We start from the raw sequence: 26725 nt of genomic DNA, 5'->3' as shown, positions 1-26725 counted from the left end.
AGTGGGAGCGCAGGCACCGGATGTCGTTGTAGCCGGACATATTTGCCTGGATCTTTTGCCGCAGATGGACGGGGCGAACCAGGGGATCGACGCGGCCCTGGTGCCCGGCAAGCTGGCGCTCGTCGGACCGGCGCATATCGGCACGGGCGGCGCCGTGTCCAATACGGGACTCGCCCTGCACCGGCTCGGCGTGCGCGTGCGCCTCATGGGCAAGGTTGGCGAAGACCTGTTCGGCGGCGCCGTGCTCGATACGCTGCGCGGCTACGACGCGGCGCTGGCCGAGGGGATGATCCGCGCGCCGGGCGAGCACACGTCGTATACGGTCGTGGTCAGCCCGCCGCGGACGGATCGCATCTTCCTGCACTGCACGGGCGCGAACGACACGTTCGGCGCGGAGGATGTGCCCGCCGAAGCGCTCGAAGGCGTGAAGCTGTTCCACTTCGGTTATCCGCCGCTCATGAGGCGGATGTACGAGCGGGAGGGCGCGGAGCTGGCCGCGCTGCTGGCGCGGGCCAAAGCCGGCGGCGCGACCGTGTCCGTCGATCTCGCCCGGCCGGACCCCGACTCCGAGGCGGGCCGAGCGGACTGGCGGGCGATTTTGCGGCGGACGCTGCCGAGCGTCGATCTCTTCCTGCCCAGTCTGGAAGAGATCCTGTATATGCTGCGCAGAGATCGGTACGAGGCGATGGCGCAGGCGCACGGAGCGGCGGAGCTGCTCCATCACGCCGACGGCGCGCTCCTTCGCTCGCTCGCCGACGAGCTGCTGGAGATGGGCGCGGCGATCGTCGTACTGAAGCTGGGCGAGCACGGCCTCTACTTGCGCACGACGGCGGATGCGGACCGGCTCGCGCGGATGGGGCGCCGCGCCCCGGCGCAGACCGAGCGATGGCGGGATCGCGAGCTGCTGGCGACGTGCTACCGGGTGACGGCCGCCGGCACGACAGGCGCCGGCGACTGCACGATCGCGGGCTTCCTGACCGGGCTGCTGCGGCACGGAGCTTCCCCCGAACCCGAAGCGGTGCTGAACGGCGCGGTCGCCGTCGGCGCTTGCAACGTCGAACGCGCGGACGCGGTGAGCGGCGTGCCCTCGTGGGACGACGTGCAGCGGCGCATGCAAGCCGGCTGGGCCCGCCGGGACCAGGCGCTGCCGCTCGCGGACTGGCGGCAAATCGCGGACGGCCTGTGGGCGGGACCCGGGGACGGCGGCGGCCGTTAGTCGGCGAACACGAAAGACGCTGTCTCAATGACATCAATTGACGATTTTTCCACGCATGACGGCTGCCTCGAACGCGTGGCAATCTGCGAGGCTGGTTTCGAATGAATCAGTTGGGTCTTGGTGCAAAGTCGTCGGATTCTGGCCGATGGTTCGCCACTGGTGTATGCCAATGGGCCTTGTTTGCGCTCGGTTCGGGTCGCTCAGTAAATGAGTTGCATTCGTACGTCTAATTTAGTTGCATTCGTACATCTAATTAGGACCATTTCGGGAGGGCGGAGCGGTTTACTTGTAAAAGTACATCTAATTTAGCGTAAATCCGTCCTGTACGCAGAAAACGGACGATTTAGTTGTACGATTGCAACTAAATGACCGTTAAGAAGGAATATAGCAAAATTAGATGTACATTTGCATCTAAACCATTGGATGCGGGGGATAGGTAACACGGAAAGCGGATTCAGGCGTTTTCTGCCTCGCGTCTTGCCGAAGGGAAGCTTGGAGGTCGGATGGCTTTCGCTTGCCCATCATTTGTTGAAGAAGGAAGCAGTGGATCGAAAGCGAGAAATGGCGGTGCAGGGATCATCTCCCCAAACACCGCCATTTCTTCGTTTTCACACGCATAGGGATCGAGGAGAGCTGTCTGTCGCGTGAACAGACTTACATTCGAGGCTCCCTCTTTCCTTTGGCGTCTTTTTTCTTTGGCCCGCCCTTGGACCGGCGCCGGCTTTCGTCGTAAAATGGGAAAGTCCGGGGAAAGGGGAGTTACGCGTGAAGAAATATCTTTTGGCGGGATGGTTCGGCGCTGCGGCGATCGCCGTCCTTGCTTTTTGGCATACGGAAAAAGATCGCGGCATCCTCGCCATCCAGCCGCAGGACGCAGTAAGCGTCGAAATGTATCAAGGGTCCGGCACGGCCGCTCCCGGATCGGAAGCGCAAGCGATGATGACGATCGATGAACCGCCGGCAATCGCCGAAGTGCTGAGCCGGCTGGACCGCATTCGGCCGAACGATCGCGGGAAGCCGATGGATGGCGATTATACGCTGAACATCCATCTCGCGGACGGATCCAGCCTCCTCTATGTCTACGAAAAAGGATACGTGACGACGTCCGACGGATTTCGGGGCCGCGTCGAGAGCGACAACGTCTTGAACCGGCTGTGGGCGGATCTTCCTTATCCGGTACGGGATCCGGCTTAGCCGAGCGGGATTTTCCGATACAGCTTGTTTTCCCACCCGGTCCCCGTCTTCGGATGATCGTAGGCCAGCCAAATATCCATGGCGCCGCGCGAACGATTGTTCCAGTACGGGTAGGGGATGGCGACGAGGGGGCGGCCCCGGTCGTCTTCGGTCCGGATCGTGACGGCGCCGTCGAAGAAATCGGGGTCGTAGAACGTTTGGAACTCGGGCGACGCCGGGAGCTTGCGGCCCGCGCGCACGGCCGGATCCAGCGCCTCGCGCGCGTACCGGGCGACTCCCTTGTCATACTTCTCGTTGTCCACCGATTCGAGACAGTAGAGCAGAGGGCCTCGTCGAATTGCCGCCCTATCGGCGTGCGTCGTCACGTTCGGATGCGCCTCGATCAGGTCGACGGGCATATCGAGATCCAGAACCACTCGGTCTTCCGGGCTCCACGTTCGGGACAAAACGGCATAGCCGCGATCAACCTCGCAGGAGACGGGCTTGCCGTTCACCCGGATCGCGTAGGTCCCGCACCACTCGGGAATCCGCAGCCGCAGCGCGAACGCCGCCTCCCGTTCCGGCGACACCGCGATGCCGACCGCTCCTTTCCAGGGGTATTCGGTCTCCTGCCGCAAGCGGACGGCAACCTCGCCGATCTTCAGCTCGGTTTCGCTGGCAACGTACAGATTGACGAAAGCGCCTGAGCCGTCATAAGCGTAGATGTAGGAGCCCAATTCGGGCAGCAGCTTGAGGATCATCGGCGGGCAGCACGGGCAGCTATGCCACTCCCACCGGTGATGGCCGCCGTGGCTCGCCAGCGGATTTTCGTAAAAATACTTGCGGCCGTTCATGGAACGCCCGGCGAGCACGATATTGTACAGAATCGTTTCCAACCGATCGATATACCGGCCCTCTCCGGTCGCCAAATACAGATGCCAGCTGAAAAACCCCATCCCGACCCCCGCGCAAGTTTCCAGATACCCGTCGTCGGGCAGCTCATAGCCGCCGCCAAACTTCTCTTCCTCGTGCACGGCGCCGACGCCGCCGGTTACGTGCGACTTTTGATACGCGATGTTGTCCCACAGCTTTTGGGCCCGTTCCAGATACGCGGTCTCGCCCGTCGCCAGATAGAGCGCCGTGATTCCCGTATAGAGCAGCGTCGCGCGGACGGCGTGGCCGACCGCCTCTTCCTGCTGCAGTACCGGCAGATGATCCTGCGCATATTCCCCGTGGGACTGCCGTCCTTCGTGATGGCCCCGGTTCCGGATCCAGAATTCCGCCAGCTCCAGGTAGCGGGAGGCTTCGAACGGGGCAGGCAGAACGCGGGAAAGCTCCGGCTCGTCCACAGCCAGCTGATACAGCTTGAGCAGGGCCTCCTCCGGCAGCGAGTGCGCGGGCACGAGATTGTGTTTGGGCGGCGGGCCCATCCGATCGCTCATATGGTTCGCCATTTTCACGGCCGCCTCCAGCAAGGCGGTTTTGCCCGTCGCTTTGTAATGGTGCACGCCGGCTTCGACCAGGCAGCCGGCGTTGTAAATGTCGTGCTGCCACCGCAGGTTTCCCCCGTTTTCGCCCCAACGCTGCTCCGGCCGATCCAGCAGCGTATACGTATTGAGATATCCGTCTCCGACCGCGTCTTGCGCGCGGACGATCTTGGCGATGACGGCGTCGACCCTCCGATTCAACTCCTCGTCGTCATGGACGGCCAGCAAATCGGAAAGGCCCCGGATCGTTTCGTAGATCAATCCGTCGAACCATGGCTCTCCGCAATGGTACCCGTCTTCGGCGCCATCCGCCACGAAATCGAAGTTTTGCATGGCGCCGTCGCTTTCGAACTTTGTAAGCACGTCATAAGCGGTAACGTCCCGAACAATGCGCAATTTGGGCGACCAGAACGCATCGTCGATCCGGACGGACCGGACCGGCAGGTTTTGCACCGCCTGATGCTTGTAAGTCGTGGGTCGCATGGCGTTTTTCGCCGTTTGATGGGACAGCATATGGATCCCTCCTTCGTATGAATGGTTACTCTCGCGTCGGAACCTTCACCCGCGTTCCGCTCTCGAAGGAGCGAACGGCGGCATCGGCCAGCAGGAGCGCGCGATATCCCGCCTCGGCTTCGATTGGGGGCCGTTCCCCGCGGCGAAACGCGCCTAGCAGCGCATCGACGTGCTTGTCGAACGTCCGGTGAAACTCGCGGTCCGCGTCGTTGAAGTAGCCGGGCTCCCAGCTTTCCCCGACTTCGCTGCCTTTGGCGTGGAACGTATACCGCTTGACCGTATCATGGATCACGGAACGACCGAGGGTACCGTCGATTTCCAAGCGATGGGCGTCCGGGTAGGCGTAAGAGGAGTCATAGGTGCCGATCAGGCTGCCGACCGCGCCGCTGCGAAAGCGGAGGGCCAGCGACAGCGTGCGATACCCGCCGCCCGTCCGATCCGTCATCTCCGCCATGACCGATTCGATCGGTCCGCACAAGTGCTCCAGCATATCGAAGCCGTGGCACTGCGTTTCGATCAGATTGGCGTGCGGATGGTCGCTCGCGCCCTCTCCGCCAAACCGCCAGGAAGCGAAGGTAGGCTCGCCCAGGCGACCCGCCCGGATCGCCGCCAGCGCGAGCTCGACCGGCTTGGCGAACCTGTGGTTGAAATTGATGGCGAAAAATACGTTCTTTTTGGCAGCTTCGTTCAGCAGCCGGTCGGCCTCCCGCAAGTCGAAGACCAGCGGCTTTTCCGCGAGCAAGGGCACCCCGGCCCGGATCACCTCGAGCGTGGCGTCGAAGTGCCCCTGGTTCGGCAGGCAGAGGCTGACGAGATCCGGCGTCTCCCGCTCGAGCATGTCCGCGATGCCGGTGTACGCCCTGGCGCCGAACCGTTCCGCACGCGCTTGCGTTCGCGCGGCATCCCGCCCGACGATGGCGCAAAAGTCCACGTCCGGCCGCGAAGACCAGATGCGCGCGTGCTGCAGCCCCCAACTGCCCGCTGATCGAAATCCGTCGCCCCACCCGAGGCCGTCCGCGGAGCCGCCCGCGCCGACGAGCGCCACCTTTACCTTTTTCGCGGACGTCATGGTTCGATGATCACCTTTCCGGTTTCGCCGTGGAAAAACAGTTCATAAGCTTCTTGGATGCGATCGATGCCAAACCGGTGCGTGATGATCTGCTCAAGGTAAGGCAGATTGTCGAGGAGGAGCCGGTGATTGTCGGCCAGCTCGCGGTACTGGAAGTATTCGCTTCCGAGCACGGCGCGCTCGGGGGCGATGAGGTCGCCGGATACCTGAAGATTCAGTTCTTGACCGTGCCCGACGCATACCAGCGCGCCGCGCTGATGAAGCGCTTGCAGGGCAGCGTGCCGTCCGGCGGTTTTGCCGCTCGTATCGATCGCGACGTCGACGCCGCGGTGGCCGGACTCCTGCAGCACTTCCGATACCGGCCGGTCGGCCAGCGGAATCGGAATCGCCCCCATTTTCCGGGCCAGCTCGAGACGGTAGGGGACAAAATCCATGATAAAGACCGGCAGGTCTTTGCCCAGCAGCAGTTTGGCCATCGCAAGCACGCCGAGGCCGATCGGACCGGCGCCCGCCACCAGGACGGAACGGATGTCCGGATGCACGAGCTGGGCCCGCGTGATCGCATGTCCGCCCGTCCCCATCATATCGAGCAGCATCGTCGCTTCGACGAGCGGGAGGGAGGGATGAACGGGAAAAAAGACGTTTTCGTTCACGACCATATAAGGACCGTAACCGCCATCGTGCGTAAAGCCGTAATCCGCTCTTTTTTGCAGGCATTGGTTGGTGAAGCCGAGCCGGCAGCTGCGGCATTCCCCGCAAAAATCCATCAGGAAGACGACGCCGGGCGTCCCTGCTTTGGTCGCGGTTCCTTCGCCGGCTGCCGCCACGATCCCCGCAGCCTCATGGCCCGGCGTCGTACGGCTGCCGTCGTAGAACTGGCTTCGGTCGGAGCCGCACAGGGCGTTGGCCTTCACCCGAAGGAGCAGCTGTCCCTTGCCCGGTTCGGGGACGGGCTTCTCTCCGTATTCGATTTTCCCCTGTCCGACAAATAAGGGGACGGTCATTTTCCGGGGCACATCGAGGGCATGGCTCATTTGTTTCAGCCTCCGCTTCAGGAAATTTTTAACGTTAACATTAACGATAATGTAACATTCGCGTTTTGACGCTGTCAATCGTTTTTCGGAGCTGCCGTCAGCCGAAAATCGGAGCGGGAACGGTTGCGATCCTGATGAAAAAGAGAACGGCTCGTCGGAAAACCGACGAGCCGTTCTATGGACTGATGCGCTTATTTCGTGCTTTCTCTCAGCACCAGCGCCGTATCGATAACCTCGCGGAATCGGGTCTTCGATTCCGGGTGGTTGATTTTATGAAGCACGATGTCGACCGCGCGCTTGGACATTTTGCCTTTGGAGGGGCTGACGGACGACAGCTGGAACGGGATAAACAGTCGAGACTGGATATTGTCGAAGCCGATGACCCCGAAATCGTCGGGCACGCGATAGCCGTGCTTTTGCAGAACGTACGCGGCTTCCCATGCGATCACGTCGTTAAACGCGAAAATGCCCGTGAACGTGGCATCCCGCTCGATCAACCGTTTGACGACTTGGCGCGTATCTCCCGCGGAGGCGCCCACTTCGACGATCAACTCGTCGCGGATCGGCAATCCGGCTTCGGCATGCGCCCGCTTGTATCCTTCCAACCGCTCCTGCGCGCTCGAAATCCGGCCGGGCCCGTTGAGGAACAAGACGCGCTCGCGACCGCTCTCGATCAGATGCTTCGTGGCGAGATAGCCGCCTTTCTCGTCGTCGCAAATGACGTAGTCGAAGTCGGGTTCTTCCCGGAACCGCCTTCCGATCAACACGAAAGGGACGCCGTTCTTTTGCAAAAAACGGATGTTGTCGGTGCTCCGCTGGGAGGGACAGATGATGATCGCGTCGACGTTTTTGCCGATTGCCGTGTAGATGGCCCGCTCTTCCATCTCGTAGTCGTCTTCGGTATTGATGACGAAAATCGTGTAGTTGTGCTTGCGGGCGGTCTTCTCGATATCTTTGACCATGATGCCGAAATGCGGGTTCGCCACGTCGCTGACGATGACCGCGATCGTCTTGGTCAGCCCCGACCGGAGAGAGCCGGCCAGCGCGTTGCCGACATACCCCATCTCCTTGGCCAGATCCTGGATCGTTTTCCGGGTGGCCGGCGAGATATCTTCCTTGTCCTTCAGCGCCCGGGAAATCGTGTTGACGGAAAGCCCGGCTTTGATTGCAAGATCCTTGAGCGTTACTTTCCTGCCCGCCAATACTCTCTCCCCTTCAGGACGCGTCCGACGAAGACCGTGCTGTTCGTTCGTTTTCCTATTACTAGGAAGCATAGCATTTGAGATTTGCGGCCGTCAATCGGCCCGGCGCTGCAGATCAGCTCCGAAAGGAGGCGGCTTCCGGCCGCCGGACGGGACGCCGCAGCAAGATGAGCGCGACCGGGACGAGGGCGAGGAGGAAGCAGCCGGCGGCAGCGAACGTCAGGTACGACCAAGAGAGGACGGCTTGGCCGAGCATTGTCTGCCAGCCGATCGCCACGAGGCCAAGCGCGTAGGCGGCTCCCGACAGGTGCACCAGCGCCCGCCGGGCCGGAACGTCCATCGCCGCGCGTCCCGTCAGCCAGGCGACGAACGGCAGCGCCTGCAGCCCGTGGAATCCAAGGCCGTGCAGCCAGATGAGATTGCCGTGCGAACCGACATACCGGCCTTGGTGCATGGAGATCCAGATGCCTGCGGCAAAGGAGAGCATGACGGCGATCATCGCGTAACGGATGCTAAGCACCCAAACGGGGTTTTGCTTGTAGACCTTGGGGAAAAAGTATCGGGCGGCCAGGAAGAGGTAGAAGACGACGAGGAGCAGGGCGACGAGACCGAAGACCGCGCCGATCGCGATGTCGTAGGCGGACGCGCCGTCCTTCAGGAAGCGGGGGTTCGCGCCGCGGAAGTTTTGCGTCGTTTCCGCGAAGTACGAAAAGAGCGCCAGCAGGACGTATACGGTTCGAAATGTCGTCTTTCCCTTGCGGCCCAAGCCCGAGGAGGGCAGAATCATCGCCGTCGACAGCAGGAAAATGCCGATGGCGGCGTTGAAGGAGAACGCCTTGGAGACGTCGCCGTCCGGGCCGACCGGACCTCCGTACAGCAGTACCCATACCGCGCACAACGCTGCCAGCGCGAAGCCGAGCAGGCCGGCCAGGACCAGCGCCTTTTCGGCTTTGAAAAGCCGAACGGCCGCGCCGGTGAATCCGTCTTGTTTCGTTTGCATGATCCATGCACCCTTCCGCGTGAGATTTGATTCTCACTTTACAGGAGGGCGTGGAACTTTTTGACAGGCGCAGGTGGGGGAGGGATGCCGGACGTCAAGCGGGAAATGGCCGTCCCCGGCGGCGGAGCCCGCTCCGTCCGGAGACCGAGCGGCCTGCCGGACGACGGGCTTGCGAAGCGTGCCGCGACGGTGCGAACGGGCGAAGCGGCCTTAGCAGGGACGCTACATGATCCACATGCCAATGTCTAGCATGGGGAAAAGGAAGGGCCTCTCCTTCGCCGGTTGGCGAGGAAGCGGCCCTGAGGGTCACGCTATTCAATTCCTGCTTACTTGTACGACTCCAGCGTTTCTACCATCTCGGCTACCGTATCTTCGAACTTGTCCACCGAATCCGGAGCGGCCGTGTACGTGATGACGTACGCTTTGCCCGAATCGAACACCGTCGCTTGTTCCCAATGCAGGCTCAGTTGCCCTTGCTTGCCGGTGTACTCCATATAGTGCACGCCATCCTCCGTAGACGTCTCGGAGGAGATCAGCTTGTAGTCCGTAATCAGCTGTTGGAGCTGCTGCTTGGAAGCATCGGCGTATTGCTCCAGCGTGATTTCTTGCCCGCCGAGATCTTGAACGACGAGGTTGACGTTCTCTTGGAAGGTATCCTTGTCGTTTTCGAGCGGAGAGAGGAATGCCGCCACGACGCCCGGGATGTTGTCCTGGATGGTCCAATCCTTCGGATACTGCATGCGAATCTTGTATTCCGTGTTGTCGTACAGGACATAGCCTTCCTTAAGCGCGCCGGCGGAAGCGCTCGGGCTTGCGCTGGGGCTAGCACTCGGGCTCGGACTTGGGCTCGGGCTCGCGGACGGGCTCGCGCTTGCGGATGACGAGGCGCTAGGCGAAGGCGAAGCGTCGTTTTTCTTATCGTCGGACTTGCCGCCGCAGGCGGCCAGCACGATGGCCAGACCGAGCGGGATCGACCATTTCAACCAGCGTTTCGATTGTTTCCACTCCATTTTTTTCTCCCCCTGTTCATCTCTATCAAAATCAACCTACAAAATACCAAATACCCTGACAACAATATACAATTTTCGCCCGATTGTAAATACATTATCACCAAATTTTTAGAAAATTTTAGGATACAAGTTGTATAACTCGAGATACGAGATAGGAGAAAAGGAGGAGGAGCAGCCTGCGGCGAGAACAAAGAAAAACAGGGCGGCTCCATGCCGGCGACCCCGGCGGAAACTGCCCTGTTTGTTTGCGATCGGTGCCGTCAAGGCCGCGTCATCCGGCCAGCCGGCTCGTCTGCTTGCCCCACACCGCCTGGCCGTCGCCATCCAGGCCGGTGAAGACGAGCGCGGGCCGGTTCAGCTCCCAATCCCAGGACGGCAGCAGCAGCACGGTCTCGGCGGTCGTCCGACCGTCCGCTTCGGCCCAGGTCAGGGTGAGCGTATGGTCGCCGTCGAACGACCAGTTGCCCTTGCCGTCGGCAACGTCGATCTGCCCACCTTCCAGCAGGCGCAGCGGCGAGGACGGCGCCTGACCGTCGATCCACCGCAACTGCACGAGCCGCTCCCACCCGCCGGGGATTTCCCTCTTGGGGATTCGCTGCATCCGCTCCCTGGCATAGCGCTCCGGCGAGACGACCGGCCAGCCGTCCTTCGTCCACAGCGGCGCCCAAATATGGGAGCTCATCTCGCCGTCCGCTCGCTTGCGCCAGACGATGCGCGTCTCGGCTTGCCCCAGCCCTCCGATCACGGGCGACCTGCGAATCTCGATCCGGTCGTATTCCGGCACGGATCCGGTGAAGTAGTAGCAGCCGTCCGCGTGCTTGTAGATCCAGGGATCCGCCCGCTGGCTGACGATCGGGTTGTCGTAGGGGCAGGGCGTCTCGATTGCTTCGCTCATTCGTTCCATCCTCACCATCCGCTTGATGTCGATGCAATACGTTAATAATTATACAAATATATCGTTCGTGTATTAGCGATAACAAAAGAGCGCTTACAAGTCAATAAGGTTGTGAGTAAAAATATTTAAACATTAATAAATATATTAATTAAAAGGCGGCAGGACGCGGAAGACGGGGGAGCGGCCGCTCATAGCGTTGCGGGGATGTTAATAAAATACTATGATGGAGAGGACATCGTCCCGAGGTCCGACATGATAGGGAGGACAAGCATGAACCTGGACATTTCCGACAAATCCTTGCCCGTTTACGAGGCGCTCGCGAGCAGCGTCCGGCTGAAAGTCATTCGCCTGCTCGCCAAACGCCCGATGAATATCCGGGAGCTCTCCGAAGCGGTGGGGCTCAGCAGCGCCATCATGACCATGCATATCAAAAAGCTGGAGAAGGCCGGCATCGTCCGCAGCGAGATGCAGCCCAGCCGGGGCGGCATGCAGAAGGTTTGCTCGCTTCAGGTGGAGGAAGCGGAGATCGTCTTTCCGAACAAGCTGGAGCATATCCGCGAGTACCATCAGAGCGAAATCTCGGTGGGACACTTCACCGATGTCAACGTGGAGCCGACTTGCGGCCTCGCGACGACCGAACAGTTCATCGGGATCGTCGACGATCCCCGGTCGTTCCTCGCGCCGGAGCGGTTCCAGGCGAAGATTCTCTGGTTCAGCGAGGGCTTCATCGAATACAAGATTCCGAACTTCCTGCTCTCCACGGAGCATCCGACGGAGCTCGTCATCTCGATGGAGATCGCGTCGGAGGCGCCGCTGACGAACAACAACTGGCCGTCCGACATTACGTTTTACCTGAACAACGTCAAGCTGGGCACATGGACGAGCCCGGGCGACTACGGCGACAAGCGCGGCAAGTACAACCCTTCCTGGTGGCCGGACGACATCAACCAATACGGGCTGCTGAAGCACTTGACGATCACCAACGAAGGCACGCGCATGGACGGCAACGCCATCTCCGGGGTGACGCTGGATCAGGTGAGCATCTGGGACAAGCAGTGGACGCTGCAGATCGCCGTGGAGAATGCGTCGCGCAACGTCGGAGGGGTGACGCTGTTCGGCAGCGGCTTCGGCAACTACAAGCAGGACATTCTGCTCCGTCTCTACTACGAGAAGACGGTCCCCGCCTCCGACCCGGAGACGGAAGGGGAAGCGGACGCATAGGCGCGGCCCGGTAGATCCGAACAAGGCCGATCGCAGGGCGCAAATCATGATGAAATCAAGGACGCAAACAAGGACCTCATCTCCGCAGCCGGGCGCGGGACGAGGTCCTTGTTTGCGCGCGAATCGTACGATGCGGAGCGAGGGACATGCCGCAACGATCGGTTCTGCCTGTCGTTACGGCTCGCGAATTTCCTCAAGATACGCCTCCGGGGAGCGGCCGATCATCGCTTTGAAGCATTTGATGAAGTGCGACTGATCGTAGAAGCCCAAGTCCTGCGACAGCTTCGGCCAATCCGTCGCCTCGCCCCGTTCCATCCGGTCCGCGGCCTCCTGCAGCCGAAAACGCTGGATGACCCATTTCGGACTGACGCCGACATAGCAGCTGAACAGGCGCTGCATCGTCCGCATGTGAAGGCCGAACCGCTCGGCCAGCCTGTCCACCTTCGTCAGATCACGATCATCGATGACGGCTTGGACGATCGCCGTGGCTAGACCGACGTTCGGATCCCGATCCGGCACTCTGGACAGCAGAAACCGATCCGCGATCTGTGCCATATCGGCCCCGTCGTCACGGGCGAAGATGTCCGCCTCGAGCGCGTCCGGCTGGACGCCGAACGCCTCGTCGAAGCCGATCCGCGTATCGGCAAGCTTGGAGATCGGCTGACGGAAGTACGGGTAGAAGCCGCCCGGCTGGAACTTGACGCCCAGTACCCGGCCTTCGCCGCGGAGTATGCGGAAGCTGCTCTCGCTGGAGATGCCGTATACGCCGGCGTACTTGCCGGACGACTCCCGCTCGAAGGCGAGATTCAGATTGGGAAAGGGGAGATTCACCTGGCGGTAGGGCGCCTGTCCCCGCAAGTCCCAGCGTACCACCCAATAATGCTTCACGAAGTAGGCCAGTTCCGGGCTCGGCGCGTACCGTGTTAGGGAAAAGCGCTTCATGCCGGCATCGGCCCTCAGAATGCCTCGGTTCGTCGCCGCAGCGATCGTCTCCATGCCGCTCCCTCCGTTTTCTTTGTCGTTTGTCGCGTTTTTACTATACGCATGCGTGGCCTTCGCTCTATACTCGAGAGTACCACTCGAACTTCAGTTGCACAAATCCATCCAGCGGCAAACGGAGGAATGAATCATGGGACAACCGGACTTGAAGTATTCGATCTACGTAAATGCGGAGCCCGAGCAAATTTGGCGGATCTATACCGATGCGGAAGCGACGCGCGCGATCTTCTTCGGCAGCGAGCTTCGCTCGACGTTCGAGGTCGGCGCCTCTTACGAGTACGTGGGCCCCGGCACGGATGGAGAGGAGACCGTCCACGTGTACGGTCAGGTACTGGCATACGAGCCGTACCGGTTCTTGAGCTTCACGGAGCATGCGGGTCCGTCCTACCGGGAAGACCACGCGAATTGGAAGACCCGGGTATCGATGACGCTCGAGAAGGTCGGTCAAACGACGAAAGTCACGATCGTGAACGACGAATGGCCGGACGAGCACCCTTCCTACGCCAGCACGCAAGAAAGCTGGCTGATGATCCTCTCCAACATCAAGACGTACGTCGAGACGGGCAAGACGATGGATTTCGGCTGGTAATTGGACGGAGCTAGCGTTGGTGTTTGATTCTAGGGCACAAAAGAGCAGGGCTGCCGCAAAGCGGGGCTCTGTTTCTTTATGTGCGCTGGGCTGCAGGCACGACGGAGATAAGGGAGGGAGTGCTGCTACGTTAAATAAAAATATCGTTAGTTTTTTAGGGGATAAGTCGTTCATACAATGAATCCATTTTGAAGGGGGCTCCATTTGAGATCATTCATTGTAAAAACTGCAAATTTCGCTTATTCAATCTCGTTTATGCTATTCGCTATCTCTTTTAATTTTGAAACATCATAAAGCGGCACAAATTCCCCATCTTCAATTTTTGTGGTGATTAATGTAAATGTCATCCCGTTTTTCCTCCAAGCCAAAACACTTGAATGTTGATTGCTTTGAACTTTGGTTTCAGTTCCATCCTTGAGGTGTGGTCCTACTTTCCCGCCTGGTTTAAATTTATCGGAATTGGATTCAGCTAAAACAAGTTGATACCCAACTTTTTCGTTAGCATAAGTTAATTGAATGACAACAAACGGATCGGTTATTAGACTAGCCGCTTTATGTGTGACCTCAAACGGTACTTCTGGCTCTTTTACTTTGAACGAAACTTTATCGATAACTTGTTCAAAAGGTAGTGCATTCTTATCTTCATTCCATTTGTTTCCTTCGGAACTAATGGATAAGGCACTATTGTTAAACGTTTTTGGAGTATCGACGGTGGAAGGTTGCGAAGTTTCAACATTAGAATGCTGATTTGTTTCGCAGCCTGAGATCAACAAAACCAATGCCACTAAGCAAAACACAATACGTAAGTTTTTCATAACATCACCTCCCCAGGATTATACCTTCAATTAACCAAAAAGTTCCAATTCGGAGGAAAATGCGTAATGGCGAGAAAATAGCATTCTAAAAGAAATCGCAATTCCATATTGGGTTAAAATAAAGAGGGAGGGAATGCAATGAATACACATAAGGTGATCATCGCAGGATGGTTTACAGTTGACCCGAATAAGCGTGATGAAGTGGTTAAAGCGCATGAAGACCTCGTGAAGCGCGCTCGGCATGCGCCAGGATGTCTTGATCTGGCAATTACAGCTGATCCGGTCGATCCATCGCGAATCAACAATTTTGAGTATTGGCAGTCAGAAGAGGATTTAGAATCGTTTCGCGCGGTAGCAAATCCCCCAAAACAGATTACTCCCATCCTAAGCGTTGAAATGCAGAAGCATGAGATCAGTAAATCGGGACCGCCATTCTAAATGAAGCTAAAAAACGGCCGTGCGCTGAGGGAGGAGAGTGGGGTTCTTGAAAAAAGTCGCATATGTTTCCCTGGCCGTAATCGCTGCGATTCTGTTGGCAACCGCTTGCGCCTCAAGCCGCAACCATGACATAAGTAGCGAATTCATTTCCAAGGAAAGCGGCACTTATGCGGGTTACTTATTCTGGAATTTGGACTCGGACGTCCATGAATTAAGCAAGGAGTTTCTAAGTATTGTGAATTCCGATCAAGTGATGTCGTCCGTTCGTTTTAGCAAAGTGGAGGTCATCAGCATGAATGACAAAACCCGGGAAAAAGCCGTTCGAGCATTCGGCATCGAAAAAAGTCCGACCTTGCTGGTTTTCGATACCGAAAAGTTAATTTGGCAAACAAGCGATCTTCGCGATTTGTACAAATGGGCTGATCAACGAAAGGAAGAAACGAGCCGCTAACCGGCCGATCCGATATAGAGAATGGAGTTCTGCAAAAGCGCCGCGAACCTTGGTTCGGGGCGCTTTTGTCGGGTTCGGCCGTTTCTCAGAGTCGTTAATCCCGTTCGGCAGAGGGGGAGGGGGACTCGGCCAGCAGGCCGTCCAAATGATCCGCGATGATGCGCATCAGCTCTTGGCCGCTCATCCGCTCGGGATAGGTCACGCCATGTACGACGAGACCGTCTACGAGCGCATGCAGCCGGCGGGTTTCCCGTTCGGGATCCAGGCCTTCCTTCGTCAGCCGCTCCGAAACGAGAAGCTCGATCATGCCGCGAAAGCCGTCGTACAACGCTTCGTGCACCTGGCGGCTAATCTCCCGGATGGCGGGATCCGAGATCGCCTTCCCGGCAAAAGCCAGCCAGACCTTGGCTTCGGCCCTCCGTTCATCGTCGAGCGGGGCGAGCTCCGTAATCGCCATCTCGATATCCGCGCGCGGCTCCCCTGTGAAAGGCAGGCTGCGGATGCGCTGCTGCACGCGCTCCGTGACAAGCTGCATGGTGAAGAAGAGCAGCTCGTTCTGCGTGGGGAAGTAGTGGCGGAGCGATCCGAGAGAGACGTCCGCTTCGTCCGCGACGCGCCGGACGGAGACGCCCTCGAGGCCTTCCTGCCGGATGATGCGCCAGGCAGCTTCCGCGATTTGTTCTTTTCGTTGTTGGTGATCCACGATTTTAGGCATACACCGATTATAGCACAGTTGTATTTTAATACAATTGCACTATAATAAAGAGAGGTTTTAATAATACAATTGTGTTAAAAAGGATGTGGAGAGCTTGCTGGCTTTTATCATCGGATGCGAAGTCGCCTTTTGGGTTTTCGTCCTGGCGGGCCTCGTCTGCCGCTATCTGCTCGGATGGAAGCGGGCGGGCGCGCTGCTTCTCGTCTGTACCCCAATCGTAGATCTGGCACTGCTCGTCGCGACCGCCCTCGACTTGCGGAGCGGGGCGGATGCGGGATTTTTCCACGGCCTCGCTGCCATCTATATCGGCGTGTCGATCGCCTTCGGCCACGGGATGATCCGATGGGCGGACGAACGGTTCGCCTTTCGCTTCGCCGGAGGCCCCCCGCCGCGGAAGAAGGCCAAGCACGGCGCCGAGCACGCCCGCCAAGAGCGGCGCGGCTGGCTGCTGCATCTGCTCGCTTGGGCGATCGGGTGCGGGCTGCTCCTCGGCATGACCGCCTGGGTCGGCGCGGCCGATCGGACAACGTCGTTGACGAACCTGATCCGGCTGTGGTCGGTCATTTTGGGCATCGATTTTGTCGTTAGCTTCAGCTATACCTTCTGGCCTCGAAAGCCCAAGTCGACGGCGTGATCGTTCGTTCGGGATTTGAGTATTTCCGAGGAAATTCGCGCAGGTCATACCGGGTGCTATCGGGTAATTCTGCGTCTTTTCGATCGCGTTCGAGCCGCGGGGAGACATCTTGCCGGGCGGCTGTCGAGGCGAGACTCTGCGGATCGGCATACGCCGGACCGGAACCGCGCATAATGAGCGGGACATCCATTTCGCACCGGAAAGGAGCGCACTCCATGACCCGCGAGATCAAACCGAACGGCTCCCAGCATGCCGCACCGCCGTCCGACGACCCCAAGAAGATGGGCCGGTCCGCCGCGAAGAAAAAATCGAAATAGCGCGTCATCCGCGCGCGCCTTCCAAAAACGCGGCCCAGCCTTGGGCCGCGTTGTCGTGGGCCCAGCGGACATGGTCTTCGTTCCCGTACTGGCGGGAGTAGCATTCGATGACGAGGATGGGATCCAGATAAAGGTCGTACAGCCGCTTGCGCGCCTGCTCGCCCGGTCCGTCGAACCGGCCGCCGTAGCCGGCGAAGAAAGCTTCCGATCGCTCGAAACGGCGAAAGTAATATTCCATCAGCGGGTCGCCCCACAGCGCGCGTTCCCAATCGAGGATGCCGGCGATCCGTCCGTCCGCGATAAGCGCGTTGCCGCTCCACAAATCCCAATGCACGAAACGAGGCTCGGTCACCTCGGCCAGCAGAGGAAGCCGGCGCGCCAATTCGGCTTCGATCTCCTCGCGGGAGGCCGGCAATCGGGCGCCGAGCCTCCCGGCGTCGGCCAAGAGCGCCTGCATCATCGCGCCGAACGCGGCCGGTCAAGACGAAGCCGCCGCCGCATCGTCCCCTTCGAACGGTCCGAAGCGCTCGCCGCGGACCTCGTTGATCCGCCGGTTCAACCGGCCGAGCTCGGTCTCGATGGCGGCGCGCTGCTCCTCTTTTGGCGCCCGCGATTTTCTTCTATTGTAAAGGAAAGGATTTCAATTGTAACCGGATTGAAATTTGTTTTTCATCTTCCGTTAAGGTTATTTGTCTATAATCGTTCTCGACCCCCCTTTTTGATAGCATAGAACTTAACCCCGCGGCGTGCAGCCGCGGGGTTCTTTCTGCGCTTCGGACGCGATGCGATTCGCTTCGAGCCGGTCACCGACCCAGCGGCTGCCGCCTGGCGCCGGGCAAGTCTTGTCGCGCAGCTTGGCCCGAAGCTGCACGATACAGCCGCAATGCGCGCACGTCGTGCCATATTGCAGCGACGGGCACGCACGGCACGCGGCGAGCCGTGTTGCGTATACTTCTTCCTCCGCGCACGTCTCCGGGAAACGATCGAGCTTCGAGACCATCCGGGCGATCTGCTCCATCGTCAGTTTGACGTCCTCGGTACATCCTTTGCAGCCGGTTCTCACGCACGATTCCCCCAGTACGCTTAGAATAGCAGAAATGGCCGGAGAAGGGATGAGATTTTCTGCAGAATGCGGACATGGAAACGCGAAACGAACGCACAGGATGAGCATGGAGATCTCATCTTCAGATATAATGAAAATAGGGGAAGGTGGGAACCTATCTCATTCAAAAAGAGGAGCGGTGCCTGTGAACGCCGGATTTTGGATCCGCCTCGGCGCGAGTTTGCTCGACGGGATCATCATCGGATTGCCCCTGTACATTTTGTCGTCCGTGCTGTTCGGCGACGGCAACAGCCGGGTATCGGATGCGGTGGCCCTGCTCTACGGACTGCTCGTTCCGGTCTTCTGGCAAGGGTTTACGATCGGCAAGCGAATCTGCGGCATCCGGATTCAAAAGCTGGACGGCGCACCGCCTACGATCGTCACGATGCTGCTGCGGACGGTCGTGTCCGGGTTGATCTATGGGCTGACGTTCGGCATCGGGTCGATCGTGAGCGCTTTTATGGTCGGTCTGCGCGAAGATAAACGAGCCATACACGACTTTATCGCGGGGACGGAGGTCGTATACGCATCGCCGGCGCGTTAACCTTGTCTCCTCAAAAAGCAAGAGGTCGGAAATTAGAATTTGTTCATCTATTTCTCATTTAGCGGCGCTTGCCTTCGTCCGGCAAGCGTTTGCGCTTTCTTTGGGAAATGGTGCAAATCCGATCCGTGTTATAGTGGTCTCACGCGGGGAACGCCTCGAATCCCCTTAAGTCAGACGAACACGGAGGACCCACCATGAATCGCAACATCGCGCTTCCCATCCGCAAATCGTTCATCGGCATCGGCCTCAGCTTGACCCTCGCGCTGGGTACCGGCGCGATCGCAGCGCCAGCGTCCGCTTTCGCGGCGCAATCCCAACAATCGGCATCCGCAGCGACCGTCGCGAATCAGATCATCGCGACCGGCAAACAATATTTGGGCGTCCCTTATGTTTTCGGTGCAAGCTCGGGCAAAACGTCTGAATTTGACTGCTCGTCGTTCACCCAGTATGTCTACGGCAAACACGGCATTGACCTGCCGCGTACCTCCCAGGCGCAGTCCAAGGTAGGCACGAAGGTGTCCAAGAGCGATCTGCAGCCGGGCGATCTGGTCTTCTCGGACACGAACCGGGACGGCAAAGTCAATCACGTCAGCATCTATATGGGCGGCGGCCAACTGCTTCACACCTATCGGGTCGGCATAGGCGTGACGATTTCCGACTTCGCGGGCAGCACGTGGGACAAAACCTTCGTCACCGCTCGCCGCGTCATTCCGGACGGAGGCGCCGGACAGGCGGCGGCCGATACGTCCGCCAAGAAGACGCCGTCCGCCTCTCCGTCTTCGTCGGATAACGGCTCCAAGTCGTCGTCCGGCACCGGCTCCAAGGCCCCAACCGGATCGGGCAGCAAGGACAAGTCAGGTTCCGGGTCGTCTTCTTCTCCGGATCGCGGCTCCTCGTCGAATTCCCGCTGGGGCGGCCCGTCCGGCGACTCGTCCTCGCCATTCGGGTTCGGCTTCGATCGCGGATCGCAGCAGTTCGGCTGGCCCAACGGCGGATTTTTCGGATTCTAATGTTCCGCACTTCTCAACAGCCCAACAAGCCCCTCCCGTCCATCGGACGGGGAGGGGCTTGTTTTCGCGCGGCGGCGCCGGGCTAAATCATTCCGAGCGCCCGGCCGACCTTGTTCAGCGCCGCACGGGCAAAGGCAAGATCGTCGTCCCCGTGCGCCGCCGTGACGATGAGGCGGATTCGGCCCTTGTCGGCCGCCACGGTCGGATAGACGATTCCGGGGGCATAGACGCCTTCCCCGAGCAGCGCCTCGGAGAAACGCATCGTTTCCGCGGCGCCGCCTACGACGATTGGTATAATCGGCGTCTCGCTGGCGCCGGTGTCGAAGCCGTCCGCCTGCAGCTCGGCGCGGAATCGGCCGGCTTGCGCCCACATGCGTTCGCCGAGCTCGGGACTCGAGCGGAGGACGCGGATCGCTTCGAGGCAGCTCGCTGCGACGGACGGCGTCTGCGATGTGCTGAAGAGGAACGGGCGGGCCTTGTGAACGAGATACTCCTTGAGCGCCTGGCTGCCCGCCGCATAGCCGCCGACGACGCCGACGGCCTTGGACAGCGTGCCGATCTGGATATGCACGCGGCCGTGCAGGCCGAAATGATCCGTCGAGCCTTTGCCGCAGCACCCAAGTACGCCGCTGGCGTGCGCGTCGTCCACGCAGACGACGGCGTCGTAACGTTCCGCGAGCGCGACGATCTCGGGCAGCGGGGCGATATCGCCGTCCATGCTGAATACCCCGTCGGTCACGACGAACCGCCGGCGATAGGCGGAAGCCCCTCGCAGCGCCTGCTCCAGGGCGTCCATGTCTTTGTGGGGATAGATCCGCCTCGCCGCCTTGGTGAGACGAATCCCGTCGATGATGCTCGCATGGTTCAGCTCGTCGCTGATGACGACGTCCGTATCCCGAAGGAGTGTGCCGAAGACGCCTTGGTTCGTCGTGAAGCCGGACTGAAAGACGAGCGCGGCTTCCGTTCCCTTGAAGTCCGCGAGCTCGAGCTCCAGCTGCTCGTGAATGTCCAGCGTGCCGGCGATCGTGCGGACCGAGCCGCTGCCGACGCCGTAGCGCTCGATCGCGTCGATGGCGGCTTGCTTGAGCCGGGGATGGCCGGTCAGTCCCAGGTAGTTGTTCGACGCCATCTGCAGCACGCGGCGCCCGTTCAACGTCATCCACGGCCCGGAGCCGCTCTCCCATACGGCGGGCAGCCGGTAGCGGCCCTGCGCTTTCAGTTCCTCCAGCTCCAGCCTCAAATCGTCCAATCCGCTCATTTCGTTCACTCCTTTGCCGTTCGTTATTCGTGCTTGAATACGATTTTTGCGCATTGGCCCGAGCCCATCAGCGCGAATGCCTCCTCGTACCGATCCAGCGTAAACGTGCGATCCACCAACGGCTTCAGGTCGATGCGCCCGGCGGCGAGCAGCCCCTGCATCTGGTGCCAGGTCCGGTACATGAGCCTGCCCGTAATGCCGTGAACCTGGACACCTTTAAAAATGATGTGGCGGGCCAGGTCGACCGGTACCTCCCGGGCGGGGATGCCGAGCAGGGAGACGCGGCCGCCGTTCGCGACCGCTTCCAGCAGCTCCTGGATGGCGCTGGCGCTGCCGGACATTTCGAGGCCGACCTCGACGCCTTCGCCGCCCGTCAGCTCAAGGAGCGTCCGGGATAGGCGCTGGCCGTCCGCCGGCTTGACGATATGATCCGCTCCGAGCCGGGAGGCCATCTCCAGACGGTAGTCGTGGAGGTCGACCGCGACGATATGCCCGGCGCCGGCGGCCCGGGCGACTTGGATCGCCAGGAGGCCGATCGGTCCGCAGCCGACGACCGCGACCGTCCGGCCGACGATGTCGCCGGCGAGCACAGCCTGCACGGCGTTGCCGAGCGGGTCCTGCAGGCATGCCTGCTCGAAAGGCAGCGCCGGATCGTTCAGGATGACGTTGGCGGCCTTCGTCACGGCATAATCGGCAAAACAGCCCGGCGCCGAGATGCCAAAGCTCCGCATGCGCGTGCAGACGTGCGCTTGGCCGGAGCGGCAGGGCTTGCACGTCCCGCAAGAAATATGCCCCTCGGCCGATACGGAATCGCCGGGACGAATGCCGGCGACCGCGCTGCCCACGGCGTCGACGACGCCCGCGAATTCATGGCCGAATACGTTCGGCGTCACGACGTTTTCCTCGGCCCATCGGTCCCAATGGTAGATATGCATATCCGTCCCGCAGATCGAACTCGCCTTTACCTGGATGCGGACCTCATCGGGTCCGATCTCCGGGATCGGGAGCTCCATCAGCACGGCCCCCGCCTTGCGTTCCGCCTTTACCAGACCGGTCATGGCAGACTTCATCCGGCATTCTCCTTTGGTCAGGATGATCGCTATAACGCACAAATGTTCAATATATGGAACAATCCTTATGTAATATTATATTAGGCCTTCGGCGTTTGTAAACAACAAAAAAGCAACCTTTCGGCCGAAAGGTTGCCAAGGCGCGTGCCCTAGGGGGCGAAGCGGGAGCGGAGCGCTCAAAAAGGATACAAGATCACGCTCTGAAGCTCCGTATCTTCGTCGGACGCGTTGCGGTAGACGTGCGGCTGATCGGCTTCGAAGCGGATGGCTTCGCCCGCCGAGACGGCGTACGTCATCTCGCCGATCTGCAGCCGGAGCGTCCCGCGCGCGACCGTAACGTACTCCGTCACGCCTTCATGATGCGGCTCCGCCTCATAGTGGCAGCCGGGCCGCATCACAACGCGGTAAATCTCGAATCGCGAGCTGTCGCTGTAGGGGAACAGAGGGAAGGACAAATAGCGCCCCTCGTCCGCGGAGATCGCTTCGGCATCGCCCGCTCGGACGAGCGTGACGGCCGGCTTTTCTTCCTCCAGCAGGTCGGTGACCGAAATGCGGAGACCGCTCGCGATTTTCCAAAGCACCGTGATCGTCGGGTTCGAGTCCGCACGCTCGATCTGGGCCAGCATCGTCTTGCTGACGCCGGTGAGCTCCGACAGCTTGTCCAAACTGTAATTCCGCGCTTTGCGGATCTTTTTCAAGTTGCGGGCGACCCGCAACACCATCGTGTCCATACGGTCCTCCGGATATTTGCCGTTTCGGGCCCTCAGGCCGAGATGTCCTCATTTTATCACGATCGACCCGCGGCCGGAATGCGGCGGGTCCTTCGTGCCCTTGGCGCAAGAAAAGCGGGCTGCGCCATCCGATGAAAAAAAGCCTTCGCCCGGCGGCAAGGCCGGGGCGAAGGCTTCGGGGGACGACCGACGGACGGATCAAGCGTTTAACGTCGTCAGGTTGCTCTCCCAGGTGGTGGAGCCCGAATAAGCAAAGAGGATGATGATAAACAGGAGGATCAGCGAATAGATCGTCGTGCCGATGATGCCGCAGACGAGACCGGCGACGGCCATGCCTCGGCCCTGCTCGCCCGTGCGTTTGAGCTCCTTAAACGAGAGGGCTGCGAAGACGATGGCGACGATCCCGATGATGAGCCCGACGTACGGGACAACGATGGACATGATGCCGAGGATCATCGCGACGATCGATTTGCTGTTTGTTTTCGCCGGAGGCGCATAGGGCGGGTAAGGTGGATAAGGCGGATAGGGATAAGGCTGCTGATGAGCCCGAGGCTGTTCGCCGTGAATCGGTCGTGCCTCCGGCCCCTGCTGCGATTCCGGGCGTGGATCTTCCATTGGCGTTCCTCCTTTCGCGTTAGCGTGCCCCTAGATCGGAATTTGTAGCGTTACGGTTGAAACGGCGGCCTGCCCGGCATGGGCGGCGGCGGGGGCGGCGGCATATGCGCGAACGACCGGCCCTTCAAGTCCTCGTGGAACTTGGCCAGGGTCGTCAGGACATAAGGCGCAAGCCACAAATACCCGATCCCGAACGGGATGGCCGCGAGAATGGCCCAGCCGATAAAGGTCAGGCCGAGGACGAATAGGCGCCCTTTGTGTCCCGCCATCATCTGTTTGCTGCGGCGCAGCGCTTCGAGCGCGCCGATCTCCGGATTGTCTCTCAGGATATAGTAAGCCTGCGAATAACGGAGAGCCGCGATAATGCCCGGAATGACGAGCAGCAGCGTCCACAGGTAGGTGAAGATCGAGATGAGCAGGTAAAGGAGAAATACGTCGATGAACTGCTTAAATCCGCTGAACGCGACCGAGACGTCCGGGATGCGGTTTCTGGCGAAGTCTTGGAAGTAGGCGTATAACCCGAAGATGAGCGGTCCTGCCAGGAACAGATCGGCAAGCCATCCGATGACGGGAATCATATTGATGAGTCCCAGGACGAAAAACACGGCGTAGAGGAGCAGGGTCGTCAAGATGGCGGCGAACCAATTTCCCCTTAAACTTTCTCTGGCTTGTGCGCGAAGCGCGGCACTGGTCGGCATGTGTACGTGAATCCACCTTTGCGTCAAGTTTGGGAATAAAGAGATGTTCATCCTCTTCTTCCTCTAATTTACACCCCCATTGTAACGGGATTGTCACAATTCGACAACATTTAATTTCCTTCCGGGCGATTCGACGGCGTGTCTGCGGGACCTTAGGAGGGGATCGCCATTTTGTCGGATAAACCGTGCTTTTATAGCATGGACAGCACGGCTTTTGGAACTTTACAAACGACGCTGTAAGCGGGGTTGAACACATTCGCCACTTCGTATTCCACAGCCTGGCCCAGGAGAAGGCTTGCTTCCGAGGGAGTCAGACCGAAGTCTTTTGTCAGCAAAGACAGCATTTCCGTCGTTGCGTGTCGCAGCGCTTGGTCAAGCGGCCTGGCGTTGCCAATGCAGAACCAATGCGTGTCCGATTCGCCTCGCGGCCAACCAATCGTTTTCCCCTTCAATACCTGAACGGTGAAACGGGCGTCAAGCGATATTTCCACTCCGGTGCCTACAATTTCCCCGCAGCCTTGAACGGCATGCCCGTCCCCGAGAAAGAACAGCGCCCCCTCCGCAAAAACCGGAAAATAGACGGTAACACCGGCTACAAGACCTTTGTAGTCCATATTCCCGCCGTATTGCCCGCTCGTCGCCGTTGAAATCGCCTGATCTTGCGGAGGAGCTACGCCAAAGCAGCCCAGAAACGGACACGCTTCCAGCTTCAATCCGGTCAAACCGGACGTCGGCTTTTCCAAAACAACCAAAGCTTGCTCAGCATCCACAGTCCAACGCACAATGTCGAGTGGCGGCAAAGCTGCGGAAGCAATCGGATCGACGACGTTCGGCGCCAGCGCGTTAAACGTCCAGCCCCAATCCCGGCTCGGCACCATCGACTCAAGCCGTACGGCAAGCGTATCGCCGGGCTGCGCCCCTTCCACATAGAAGGGCCCCGTCATCGGATTGCCGCGCCCGGCCACGCATGAGGATGGAACGGGAGTCGTAGACGAAAGTCCGAAGCGAAAAAGGCAGAAACGAGCAAAGAAAAGGGAGTGATAAGGGCAGAAACAAGCGGGAAAAGGGAGTGGAAAAGGGGGCAAAAAATAAAAAAAGCCGCCGAATGCGGATTTTTGACAGATTCTAAGCAGGGGGCTAGTTGGCTAACTAGCGGATAAGAAATGTATATCCTCGACTTCTATAATATTAGAATAACACGAAGAAAAAGAATAGTCTAGTCTTTTTTGGCATTTTTGTTATGATTTTTTTTGCCCTTCGATCAAGTCCGACCGGAGGCCGCCAATACGAGAAGGAAGGGGTTCACGATGGTCATATGGGTACTGGCCCGAAGCATGTACGAGAGCCGTCTGCAGTACAGCGCCTCGCATGCGGTACGGACGGTCGCGAGCATCATCTTCGGGCTGATCTACGTTTCGATCTGGCAGGGCATCGGCGCGGAGCGCGAGCTCGGCAGCTACGGGACGGCGGGGATGGTCAGCTATATCGCCTTTAACCAAGTCATTCTGTGGGTGACGTTCACGAACCACGGACTCGGGCTGGAGGAACGGGTACGGACGGGGCAGATCGCGCTCGATCTCGTTCGGCCGCTGCACCTGTTCGCCTTCGCGGCGAGCCGGGAGGCGGGCTCGATCGCGTACAACGCGCTGTTCACGGCGCTGCCGCTCTATGTCGTCTATACGCTGAGCTTCGGCTTGCCGATTCCGCAGCAACCCGCGGTATGGCTGTGGACCTGCGCAGCCCTGGCGATGGGGGCGTACACCGCGATCTGCATCGCCTACGCGATCGGCGTGACGGCGCTGTGGACCGTCGAGAGCCGTTGGTTCAGCCTGCTGAACTATTCGGTCAACTTTACGCTATCGGGCTTTCTAATCCCGCTCGAGTGGATGCCGGGCTGGCTGCAGACGATCGCCAAGGCGTCGCCCTATCCGATCTTCAACTATGTGCCGACCCGCCTCTACTTGGGCAAGGCCGGGCCGGATTCGCTGCTCGTTCCGATTCTCTGGTGTCTGGCGTTGACGCTTCTTTGTATAGCAGCGTCGGCTGCCGTACGGCGCAAGGTGGAGGTGCAGGGCGGATGAACTGGCTCGGCATCGCGGCGATGCTCTACAAGATCAACGTCCGGGCGGGCATGCAATACCGCCTGAACTTCATTCTCTCGACGCTGCTCGCCGCCCTCGTGACGGTGTCCGAGTTCCTCGGCCTCGTCGTCCTGCTCAGCGTCTTCGGTGCCATCCGAGGCTGGAGCGTCTGGGAGATCGGCTATTTGTACGGCGTTCTCATGACGGCGAAGTTCCTGTACCGTGCCTTCGGGTCGGCGATCAACAACTTCGAGCCCTATCTCGTGAACGGAACGCTGGACCAGCTCCTGCTGCGGCCGATGCCGCTGCTGCTGGCCGTCATCACCTCGCGCACCCGGATGGTCGGGGGAGAGCTGCTGCAGAGCCTGACGGTGCTCGTCGCCTGCATCTGGCATCTCCTGGCGCAGGGCAAGGTCACTTGGCTGGTCGTGCCGGAGACGCTGTTAATCGTCTGCACAGGGACGGTCATCATGTTCGCGGCGGGTCTCGTTACGGCGGCTTGCGGCTTTTGGATCACGCGGACGGAGGATCTATCGGTGCTGACGGACAACGCGACGACGACCGCCTGCCAGCTCCCGCTCAGCTTGTTTCCCCAGTGGCTGCGGACGGTGCTGCTAGCGGTCATCCCGTTCGGCTTCATCAACTACGTGCCCGCGATGCACATCGTGCGGGGAGAGTGGGGCATCTGGACGCTCGGCGCGACCGCGGGGGTGGCCGGAGCGGCGCTCCTCGTCGCGCTGGGCGTGTGGAGCATCGGCGTGACCAAATATCAAAGCACGGGATCGTAGCGGGGAGCGCGGCTCCCCGGCTCGTTTTTTCCTACGAAAGGAGTCAATCA

The 26725-nt window shown here is 59.8% G+C and carries 30 protein-coding genes and 2 pseudogenes; 13 read left to right on the top strand and 19 right to left on the bottom strand.

What is annotated here, in order from left to right:
* The first annotated feature begins 1 nt into the window (after nt 1).
* The 3 genes and pseudogenes from LKX83_RS18345 (at nt 2) to LKX83_RS18340 (ending at nt 2410) form a co-directional block, all read left to right on the top strand.
* Complete coding sequence (locus LKX83_RS18345) at nt 2-1216, top strand: carbohydrate kinase family protein (RefSeq protein WP_227883744.1); 1215 nt, start codon at nt 2-4, stop codon at nt 1214-1216.
* 450 nt (nt 1217-1666) lie between these two features.
* Nucleotides 1667-1792: pseudogene (locus tag LKX83_RS34715) on the top strand (transposase); the annotation flags it as partial.
* Between the two features lie 189 nt (nt 1793-1981).
* Nucleotides 1982-2410, top strand: coding sequence for a hypothetical protein (locus LKX83_RS18340; protein ID WP_227883743.1), 429 nt, complete (start codon nt 1982-1984; stop codon nt 2408-2410).
* On the opposite strand, the gene LKX83_RS18335 is transcribed toward LKX83_RS18340, so the two are convergent.
* The 5 genes from LKX83_RS18335 to LKX83_RS18315 all read right to left on the bottom strand — a co-directional run bounded on the left by LKX83_RS18335 (nt 2407) and on the right by LKX83_RS18315 (nt 8694).
* Entirely contained in the window at nt 2407-4389 is a 1983-nt protein-coding gene (locus tag LKX83_RS18335) for a glycoside hydrolase family 127 protein (protein WP_227883742.1), read from the bottom strand. The genes LKX83_RS18340 and LKX83_RS18335 overlap by 4 nt on opposite strands.
* Before the next feature lie 25 nt (nt 4390-4414).
* Nucleotides 4415-5458, bottom strand: coding sequence for a Gfo/Idh/MocA family protein (locus LKX83_RS18330; RefSeq protein WP_227883741.1), 1044 nt, complete (start codon nt 5456-5458; stop codon nt 4415-4417).
* On the bottom strand, nt 5455-6492 hold the full coding sequence (locus LKX83_RS18325; RefSeq protein WP_227883740.1) for a zinc-dependent alcohol dehydrogenase family protein: 1038 nt from the start codon (nt 6490-6492) through the stop codon (nt 5455-5457). The genes LKX83_RS18330 and LKX83_RS18325 overlap by 4 nt, the downstream gene beginning before the upstream one ends.
* Nucleotides 6493-6683: 191 nt before the next feature.
* Nucleotides 6684-7694, bottom strand: a complete 1011-nt coding sequence (locus tag LKX83_RS18320) for a LacI family DNA-binding transcriptional regulator (RefSeq protein WP_227883739.1) — start codon at nt 7692-7694, stop codon at nt 6684-6686.
* 115 nt (nt 7695-7809) lie between these two features.
* Nucleotides 7810-8694, bottom strand: a complete 885-nt coding sequence (locus tag LKX83_RS18315; protein ID WP_227883738.1) for a hypothetical protein — start codon at nt 8692-8694, stop codon at nt 7810-7812.
* An 84-nt stretch (nt 8695-8778) separates the two neighbouring features.
* Here LKX83_RS18315 and LKX83_RS18310 point away from each other — a divergent pair, with 84 nt between their 5' ends.
* Nucleotides 8779-8943, top strand: a complete 165-nt coding sequence (locus LKX83_RS18310) for a hypothetical protein (protein ID WP_227883737.1) — start codon at nt 8779-8781, stop codon at nt 8941-8943.
* A 77-nt stretch (nt 8944-9020) separates the two neighbouring features.
* On the opposite strand, the gene LKX83_RS18305 is transcribed toward LKX83_RS18310, so the two are convergent.
* From LKX83_RS18305 to LKX83_RS34710, 3 genes and pseudogenes are all read right to left on the bottom strand, one after another.
* Nucleotides 9021-9704: a PsbP-related protein gene (locus LKX83_RS18305; protein ID WP_227883736.1), complete on the bottom strand. Its 684-nt coding sequence runs from the start codon at nt 9702-9704 to the stop codon at nt 9021-9023.
* A gap of 271 nt (nt 9705-9975) precedes the next feature.
* Nucleotides 9976-10386, bottom strand: coding sequence for a lipocalin-like domain-containing protein (locus LKX83_RS18300; protein WP_465249334.1), 411 nt, complete (start codon nt 10384-10386; stop codon nt 9976-9978).
* Nucleotides 10363-10599: pseudogene (locus tag LKX83_RS34710) on the bottom strand (family 43 glycosylhydrolase); the annotation flags it as partial. The pseudogene LKX83_RS34710 and the gene LKX83_RS18300, both read right to left, overlap by 24 nt.
* 270 nt (nt 10600-10869) lie before the next feature.
* Here LKX83_RS34710 and LKX83_RS18295 point away from each other — a divergent pair.
* Nucleotides 10870-11820 (top strand): ArsR/SmtB family transcription factor, encoded by a 951-nt coding sequence (locus tag LKX83_RS18295; protein WP_227883734.1) that lies wholly within the window; start codon nt 10870-10872, stop codon nt 11818-11820.
* Nucleotides 11821-11994: 174 nt separating this feature from the next.
* Here LKX83_RS18295 and LKX83_RS18290 read toward each other — a convergent pair whose 3' ends face one another.
* On the bottom strand, nt 11995-12816 hold the full coding sequence (locus tag LKX83_RS18290; protein WP_227883733.1) for a helix-turn-helix domain-containing protein: 822 nt from the start codon (nt 12814-12816) through the stop codon (nt 11995-11997).
* A gap of 133 nt (nt 12817-12949) precedes the next feature.
* On the opposite strand from LKX83_RS18290, the gene LKX83_RS18285 reads away from it, so the two are divergent.
* Nucleotides 12950-13408, top strand: coding sequence for an SRPBCC domain-containing protein (locus LKX83_RS18285; RefSeq protein ID WP_227883732.1), 459 nt, complete (start codon nt 12950-12952; stop codon nt 13406-13408).
* A gap of 239 nt (nt 13409-13647) precedes the next feature.
* Here LKX83_RS18285 and LKX83_RS18280 read toward each other — a convergent pair whose 3' ends face one another.
* Nucleotides 13648-14223 carry a hypothetical protein gene (locus LKX83_RS18280; RefSeq protein WP_227883731.1) on the bottom strand — a complete coding sequence of 192 codons (576 nt, stop codon included), beginning with the start codon at nt 14221-14223 and terminating at the stop codon, nt 13648-13650.
* A gap of 138 nt (nt 14224-14361) precedes the next feature.
* Between LKX83_RS18280 and LKX83_RS18275 the strand changes: the two genes are divergently transcribed.
* Both LKX83_RS18275 and LKX83_RS18270 read left to right on the top strand, forming a co-directional pair.
* Complete coding sequence (locus LKX83_RS18275; protein ID WP_227883730.1) at nt 14362-14661, top strand: putative quinol monooxygenase; 300 nt, start codon at nt 14362-14364, stop codon at nt 14659-14661.
* Between the two features lie 46 nt (nt 14662-14707).
* The gene (locus LKX83_RS18270; RefSeq protein ID WP_227883729.1) at nt 14708-15112 is read left to right on the top strand and encodes a hypothetical protein; all 405 of its coding nucleotides are present in this window, start codon (nt 14708-14710) and stop codon (nt 15110-15112) included.
* Between the two features lie 94 nt (nt 15113-15206).
* On the opposite strand, the gene LKX83_RS18265 is transcribed toward LKX83_RS18270, so the two are convergent.
* Nucleotides 15207-15815, bottom strand: coding sequence for a TetR/AcrR family transcriptional regulator (locus tag LKX83_RS18265; protein WP_227883728.1), 609 nt, complete (start codon nt 15813-15815; stop codon nt 15207-15209).
* A gap of 106 nt (nt 15816-15921) precedes the next feature.
* Between LKX83_RS18265 and LKX83_RS18260 the strand changes: the two genes are divergently transcribed.
* Nucleotides 15922-16461 carry a hypothetical protein gene (locus tag LKX83_RS18260; protein ID WP_227883727.1) on the top strand — a complete coding sequence of 180 codons (540 nt, stop codon included), beginning with the start codon at nt 15922-15924 and terminating at the stop codon, nt 16459-16461.
* 321 nt (nt 16462-16782) lie between these two features.
* On the opposite strand, the gene LKX83_RS18255 is transcribed toward LKX83_RS18260, so the two are convergent.
* Together LKX83_RS18255 and LKX83_RS18250 are read right to left on the bottom strand one after the other, a co-directional pair.
* A complete protein-coding gene (locus LKX83_RS18255; protein ID WP_227883780.1) occupies nt 16783-17235 on the bottom strand; it encodes a phosphotransferase family protein in 453 nt (150 codons plus the stop codon).
* Between the two features lie 276 nt (nt 17236-17511).
* Nucleotides 17512-17841 (bottom strand): DUF6171 family protein, encoded by a 330-nt coding sequence (locus LKX83_RS18250; protein WP_227883726.1) that lies wholly within the window; start codon nt 17839-17841, stop codon nt 17512-17514.
* 130 nt (nt 17842-17971) lie between these two features.
* Here LKX83_RS18250 and LKX83_RS18245 point away from each other — a divergent pair, with 130 nt between their 5' ends.
* Together LKX83_RS18245 and LKX83_RS34435 are read left to right on the top strand one after the other, a co-directional pair.
* On the top strand, nt 17972-18424 hold the full coding sequence (locus LKX83_RS18245) for an RDD family protein (RefSeq protein WP_227883779.1): 453 nt from the start codon (nt 17972-17974) through the stop codon (nt 18422-18424).
* Nucleotides 18425-18618: 194 nt separating this feature from the next.
* The gene (locus LKX83_RS34435; RefSeq protein WP_370639096.1) at nt 18619-19434 is read left to right on the top strand and encodes a C40 family peptidase; all 816 of its coding nucleotides are present in this window, start codon (nt 18619-18621) and stop codon (nt 19432-19434) included.
* A gap of 82 nt (nt 19435-19516) precedes the next feature.
* Here the strand turns inward: LKX83_RS34435 and LKX83_RS18235 are convergent, their stop codons facing one another.
* The 6 genes from LKX83_RS18235 to LKX83_RS18210 all read right to left on the bottom strand — a co-directional run bounded on the left by LKX83_RS18235 (nt 19517) and on the right by LKX83_RS18210 (nt 24750).
* Complete coding sequence (locus LKX83_RS18235) at nt 19517-20692, bottom strand: glycine C-acetyltransferase (protein ID WP_227883725.1); 1176 nt, start codon at nt 20690-20692, stop codon at nt 19517-19519.
* A 23-nt stretch (nt 20693-20715) separates the two neighbouring features.
* Complete coding sequence (gene tdh / locus LKX83_RS18230; RefSeq protein ID WP_227883724.1) at nt 20716-21762, bottom strand: L-threonine 3-dehydrogenase; 1047 nt, start codon at nt 21760-21762, stop codon at nt 20716-20718.
* 176 nt (nt 21763-21938) lie between these two features.
* Complete coding sequence (locus LKX83_RS18225) at nt 21939-22493, bottom strand: helix-turn-helix domain-containing protein (protein WP_227883723.1); 555 nt, start codon at nt 22491-22493, stop codon at nt 21939-21941.
* A 198-nt stretch (nt 22494-22691) separates the two neighbouring features.
* The gene (locus LKX83_RS18220; RefSeq protein WP_227883722.1) at nt 22692-23108 is read right to left on the bottom strand and encodes a DUF4190 domain-containing protein; all 417 of its coding nucleotides are present in this window, start codon (nt 23106-23108) and stop codon (nt 22692-22694) included.
* A gap of 50 nt (nt 23109-23158) precedes the next feature.
* Nucleotides 23159-23806 (bottom strand): DUF975 family protein, encoded by a 648-nt coding sequence (locus tag LKX83_RS18215; RefSeq protein ID WP_227883721.1) that lies wholly within the window; start codon nt 23804-23806, stop codon nt 23159-23161.
* Nucleotides 23807-23997: 191 nt separating this feature from the next.
* Nucleotides 23998-24750 (bottom strand): acetamidase/formamidase family protein, encoded by a 753-nt coding sequence (locus LKX83_RS18210; protein ID WP_227883720.1) that lies wholly within the window; start codon nt 24748-24750, stop codon nt 23998-24000.
* A gap of 363 nt (nt 24751-25113) precedes the next feature.
* On the opposite strand from LKX83_RS18210, the gene LKX83_RS18205 reads away from it, so the two are divergent.
* Nucleotides 25114-25887 carry an ABC transporter permease gene (locus LKX83_RS18205; RefSeq protein WP_227883719.1) on the top strand — a complete coding sequence of 258 codons (774 nt, stop codon included), beginning with the start codon at nt 25114-25116 and terminating at the stop codon, nt 25885-25887.
* A complete protein-coding gene (locus tag LKX83_RS18200) occupies nt 25884-26675 on the top strand; it encodes an ABC transporter permease (protein ID WP_227883718.1) in 792 nt (263 codons plus the stop codon). Before LKX83_RS18205 ends, LKX83_RS18200 begins: the two co-directional genes overlap by 4 nt.
* The last annotated feature ends 50 nt before the right edge of the window (nt 26676-26725 follow it).

Source organism: Cohnella baijiui (genome assembly GCF_020731285.1).
GTDB lineage: Bacteria > Bacillota > Bacilli > Paenibacillales > Paenibacillaceae > Cohnella.
The sequence above is the reverse complement of the archived record's forward strand: the minus strand, read 5'-3'. Positions and strand labels throughout refer to the sequence as shown.